The following is a 3,568-nucleotide window of genomic DNA, read 5'->3' as shown; positions in this document are numbered from 1 at the left end:
GCTGACCATTGTGCGGGATGTTTCCGTCACACGGACAGATGAAACCTCTGTGACATTTGCCTATAACAAAATGCGAGATATAACCGTAAAACTGCCCGGCATAGTACAGGCAAAAAATGCGGCAACAGCAATTGCGGCAGTACAAAGCCTGCAAGATTTTCCCGTCACGGAACAACAAATCCGAGAGGGCCTGCAGCGCACCAGCTGGAAAGGCAGAATGGAACAGATTTGTGATGCGCCGGTTTTGGTCATTGACGGGGCACATAATCCCAATGCGGCAAAGCAGCTGCGAGAAGAAGCTCTGCGCCGCTGGAAAGCGGGCAGTATCATAGAAATTGTCGGGGTGCTGGCAGATAAAGATTTTACGGAAGTCGGACGCTTGATGGCACCGATGGCAAAAAAGATCTTTACCGTCACGCCGAACAATCCGCGCGCGCTGTCTGCACAGGCACTTGCGGACTGCCTGCGGCAGTTCTGCGATACCGTCACACCAGCAGACAGTCCGGCACAGGCTTGGCAGCTTGCCAAACAGGCGGCGGGAGATCATACGCCGATACTCGCGTTCGGTTCGCTCTCGTGGCTGCATGAGCTGCGCGAGGCAGTGGAGGAACAGACATGATACAGACAATGCAGCGCATACAGGCGATTGTGTCGCATCCGTTGTTCCGCGACAGCCTGCGAAAAATAGAAGAGCTGGAACGCGAACGCATCTATTGCAAGCATGGCTTGCCGCATGTCTTGGATGTGGCGCGCATTGCGTCCTTGCTGGCAGTTGACCGACAGCTGGATGTTCCGCGCGATGTCATTTATGCCGCAGCACTGCTGCATGATATTGGGCGATTGCAGCAGTATGAGACCGGAGAAGATCATGCGGCGGCAGGAATTCGCACGGCTCAGGAAATTTTGCGCGATACAGCGTTTGACGAACAAGAGCAGCAGGCGATTTTACAGGCGGTTGGCAAGCATCGCAAAGGAGATGCCGCCCATGTGCTGGCACAGCTTCTGTGTGAAGCGGATGACGCGAGCCGGATGTGCTTTGCCTGCGCGGCAAGCGATACCTGCTATTGGCAGGAAGAGAGAAAAAATCACACGATTATCATATAAAGAAGGTGGATGGCTATGATTATTGGAGGAAAACAGTTTGAGACGACCGGTCACACCTATGTGATGGGTATTTTGAATGTGACGCCGGATTCCTTTTCTGATGGCGGAAAATGGAACTCTATGGATGCAGCACTCAAGCACGCGGAGGACATGATAAACGACGGCGCGGATATTTTGGACATCGGCGGAGAATCGACGCGCCCTGGGTATACGCTGCTTTCGGATGAAGAGGAAATTTCTCGTGTCGCACCGGTCATTGAGGCAGTCAAGAAAAATTTTGACATTCCGGTGTCTGTAGACACGTATAAGAGCGCTGTCGCGCAGGCGGCGCTGCAGGCGGGAGCCGATCTTGTCAATGATATTTGGGGTCTCAAATATGACCCGAACATGGCATCTGTTGTTGCCAAGGCAAATGTACCGTGCTGTTTGATGCACAACCGAAAAGAAGCTGTGTACAAGGATTATCTGCCGGATGTTTTGGACGATTTGCGCGAATGCGTGCGCCTTGCCAAGCAGGCGGGCATTGCAGATGAAAATATCATTCTCGATCCGGGTATTGGGTTTGGCAAGACGTTGGAGCACAACTTGATTTTGACCAATCATGTAGAAATTCTGCATGAGCTGGGGTATCCGATTCTGCTCGGCACCTCGCGCAAGTCGATGATTGGCTTGACGCTGGATTTGCCAAAGGATCAGCGTGAAGAGGGTACGCTGGTGACGACAGTTATGGGCGTGATGAAGGGCTGCATGTTTGTGCGCGTACACAATGTTCTGGCAAACCGCCGCGCTGTCGATATGACACAGGCAATTTTGCAATCCGGAGGAACCGCAAATGGATGAGATCCGCATCAAACAGTTGGAAGTATTTGCGCATCACGGTGTTTTTCCGGAGGAAAATCGACTCGGACAGAAATTTGTCATCAATGCGACACTGCGCACCAGTCTGCGCCGCGCCGGTCTGACCGATGATTTGACACAGTCGATGGATTATGGCGCTGTTTGTGCGGAAATACAGGTATTTTTGACACAAAATACCTTTCAACTGCTGGAAACAGCGGCAGAAAAGTTGTGTACCCATCTGCTGCAAACGCTTCCGCTTCTCGACAGCATCGTGCTGGAAATCGAAAAGCCATGGGCGCCAATTGGACTTCCGCTCAAGACGGCTGCGGTCTGCATCGAACGAGGCTGGCATACCGCGTATATTGCGCTCGGCTCCAATATCGGAGACAGCAAGGGCTATCTGGACGGTGCCGTGCAGGCACTGTCAGAGGATGAAACCATGCGCATGGGGCGAGTGTCTGACTATATCGTGACCAAGCCGTATGGCGGCGTCGAACAGGATGACTTTCTCAACGCTGTTTTGTGTCTCAAGACGCTGCTGCCGCCGCAGGAACTGCTCGACCGGCTGCATGAAATCGAACAGGCGGCGCATCGCACGCGCGAAATCCATTGGGGACCGCGCACGCTGGATTTGGATATTCTGTTTTATGACGAAGAAATCTTTTCCAATGACACGTTGACGGTTCCACATCCGGAGATTTCCAAACGGGATTTTGTCCTTGAACCGATGGTGCAGATTGCCCCGTATTTTGTGCATCCGGTTTATCGCAAGACGATGACAGAGCTGTGGGAACAACTGAAACACGTATAAAAATAAGGCTAAGAAGTGCAAACTTCTTAGCCTTATTTTGTATTTTGATGGGAACTTATTCCGGATCGCGGCCTTCCAGTGCGGCGAGTGCGTACTCCAGTGCCAGCGACAGCTTGGCATAGGCCTGCTCATCCTGGCTGTTTTCTGCGATGCGATGCATAAAGTCGCGTGTCACGGTACCGCGCAGACCGTCTTCATCTTTATAGCGGTATGGATCCTGCATGGCAGCAGATTCGTCCAAGACCTGCGCATGTAAGAAGGTTTGATGCAGAGAACGCGACAGCGCAGACAGATTTGGCTCATACATGCGCGTGCCGGTCAGATGGACCGTCAGACAAATGCGTTCCGCCGGTGACGGCAGCAGCGGCAGCAGAGCTTCTGCCAGTGCGGTATCGTCAGACAAGCCGGAAACGGATAACGAAACATCTTCAAACTGGGCTGTGCCGGACGGATGCAGCGTCAGGGCAGCAATGCCCTTGTCAATCTTGCCGGTCAGATAGCCCTTTACACCGGTTTCATTGGTCGCTGTGGCAGAGAAGCAGCCCGGACAGCTCAGTGCGGTCTCACCAATACGAAATACACCGCTGAAGCGATGATTGTGTCCCAGCGCGATGTAATCAAAGCGGCTGCTGATGACAGCACTTTCGGAAATAGAGTTGTATCCGCTGTTTCCGCCTAATTCTCCATGTACCAGACAGATATTCAGCTTGAACGGATCGAGCTTCACATCCAGCGGAATGGATGCCTTGTTGTCCTGAAAAGCAGCGCCCCAGATGATCGTATTGCCGTCGGCAAGCGCAACAGGAGTCAGCG

At 52.8% G+C, this 3,568-nt stretch carries 5 protein-coding genes; 4 read left to right on the top strand and 1 reads right to left on the bottom strand.

All coding sequences use genetic code 11. The features are described from left to right. From ACR0P9_RS09225 to folK, 4 genes are all read left to right on the top strand, one after another. Window positions 1-619, top strand: a 619-nt coding sequence (locus tag ACR0P9_RS09225; protein ID WP_432619449.1) for a glutamate ligase domain-containing protein, incomplete at its 5' end; no start/stop codon positions are given. Continuing rightward, window positions 616-1,104: an HD domain-containing protein gene (locus ACR0P9_RS09220; RefSeq protein WP_432619447.1), complete on the top strand. Its 489-nt coding sequence runs from the start codon at window positions 616-618 to the stop codon at window positions 1,102-1,104. The genes ACR0P9_RS09225 and ACR0P9_RS09220, both read left to right, overlap by 4 nt. Before the next feature lie 15 nt (window positions 1,105-1,119). Further along, on the top strand, window positions 1,120-1,944 hold the full coding sequence (folP, locus tag ACR0P9_RS09215) for a dihydropteroate synthase (RefSeq protein ID WP_432619445.1): 825 nt from the start codon (window positions 1,120-1,122) through the stop codon (window positions 1,942-1,944). Further along, on the top strand, window positions 1,937-2,755 hold the full coding sequence (folK, locus tag ACR0P9_RS09210; RefSeq protein ID WP_432619443.1) for a 2-amino-4-hydroxy-6-hydroxymethyldihydropteridine diphosphokinase: 819 nt from the start codon (window positions 1,937-1,939) through the stop codon (window positions 2,753-2,755). The genes folP and folK overlap by 8 nt, the downstream gene beginning before the upstream one ends. A gap of 55 nt (window positions 2,756-2,810) precedes the next feature. Here the strand turns inward: folK and ACR0P9_RS09205 are convergent. Next, window positions 2,811-3,568 (bottom strand): hypothetical protein (locus tag ACR0P9_RS09205; RefSeq protein ID WP_432619441.1); only part of this gene is annotated, 758 nt, incomplete at its 5' end.

The sequence above is a fragment of the Butyricicoccus sp. genome (assembly GCF_050872565.1).
Lineage (GTDB): Bacteria > Bacillota > Clostridia > Oscillospirales > Butyricicoccaceae > Butyricicoccus_A.
The sequence above is the reverse complement of the archived record's forward strand: the minus strand, read 5'-3'. Positions and strand labels throughout refer to the sequence as shown.